This window comes from Xanthovirga aplysinae, from assembly GCF_009711365.1.
In the GTDB taxonomy this organism is placed as follows: Bacteria; Bacteroidota; Bacteroidia; order Cytophagales; family Cyclobacteriaceae; genus Xanthovirga; species Xanthovirga aplysinae.
Genome location: NZ_SMMB01000415.1, coordinates 1 through 1,502, shown reverse-complemented (window position 1 = coordinate 1,502; position 1,502 = coordinate 1). Strand labels below are relative to the sequence as shown.

1 protein-coding gene is annotated in these 1,502 nt (G+C 36.1%); it reads right to left on the bottom strand.

Annotated elements, in window-relative coordinates:
- The coding region (locus tag E1171_RS23420; RefSeq protein ID WP_187696166.1) for an SAM-dependent methyltransferase at nt 1-1,502 on the bottom strand (1,502 nt) is incomplete at both ends.

The window sequence follows — 1,502 nt, the reverse complement described above, 5'->3', positions numbered from 1 at the left end:
GGCCACCATCCCATGTTAGTACGCCATTATTAAAATTAAAATTCTCCACTTTTTGTTGGTTAATTTTCAAACCAAAGTCAGATAATTCTAATCTATTGATGTGCTTAGAAAGCCTTTCACGAGCTCGAAAATAATATGAGCCGTAAATTTTCTCAATATTGCTATAGTTTATTAAAGCAGATCCTGCGTTTGTAATTTTGAGCTTTGGATCAACCTCATCCGCCACAAAATTGTTAGCTTTAAGGGTAGTGTTGGTATCTTCCCATATTTTACCAATGAGTTGGCGTTTTCCCTGGAAGTTTATATTAGGTTTTATAAAACCATTAATCCGTATTTGTTTGTTACTTTTCCATCTAATCGTACCATTTACAAATTTAAAATTCTCTATACGAATACCATTCACGTAAACAATACTCAATAATCGGTGTTTTTTATGACCAATAAGGGTCAATATAAGTTTTTGGGTAGGTTCAATATATACCCCTGTCCAAGGGAACAGATTATTGCGATTAATACGGGCTATGGAACTATGCAATACATCCCAATCTATTTCCAGTTTGTTTTCAGTTAGCCACTTTTTAAATTCATACAGGTTTTTATTTTCATTGGCCATCCTTTGTTTAACAGCAGCTGCAGATAATCTACTATTAAGAATGGTAGTAATTGTCTTTTCCGTTGCAATCGAACGGATATGTATTCCTTTAGAAGCGATTTGTATAGAGCCAGAATCTCTAGAGGCGAGTAGTGCTCTTTCTTTATCTGATAATCCAGAAAAACGAGTGTCATTTAGCGCCGCCAGGGGGTCTTTTCGGTATAATTCCTGAAGTTTTGTATCAAAACGCAATTCAATTAAGAAATTACTAGCTGCAGTGTCTTTCTGCCATTTGTAAGAAGGCGGTATCTTAAAATTAGCAAACTCATCAAAAGCTTTCATTTCTTTTGACCTATATGTTCCAATTTCTCTTAATGGCGATTTGGGTAAAACCATAGGTTGCCCTTCTGAAAGGACACCTAGATCTATAATTGTTTGGTAATGAGAAGAAACGACATCTCTTGGTGTAATGTAAAAAGTAGAGAGCCCGGTTATTTTTTCCTGATTTTCAGGATAATGCAGTTCTTTTAATGAATAGAGTTCAATTAACGGATCAATAGTGGGGTATCTGGAGCCGATATAATGGATTATTTGATAATCTTCTCCATAAATTTTCTGTAACCAACCAATAAAATAAGAGAAGTTATTATTGAGATACCCTTCCTTTTTGAATCCCAATTCACCGATGAGTCCAACCTGCCACAAAACAACATGAAGGGAAGGATTAATTTTTCGATGACGAATAAGACAATCGGTAGCTTCATGCATTTGCATCCCTGGATGGCAAGGATCAACCCCAAGGTCGGCACATAAAGTATCTAAGGCACAGACTCCCGCTTTCATCGTAGCCTTATAGCCTTCTCTTCTAGCTAGTTTAATGGCTCGGTGAGTGGAAAGAACAAATATACCA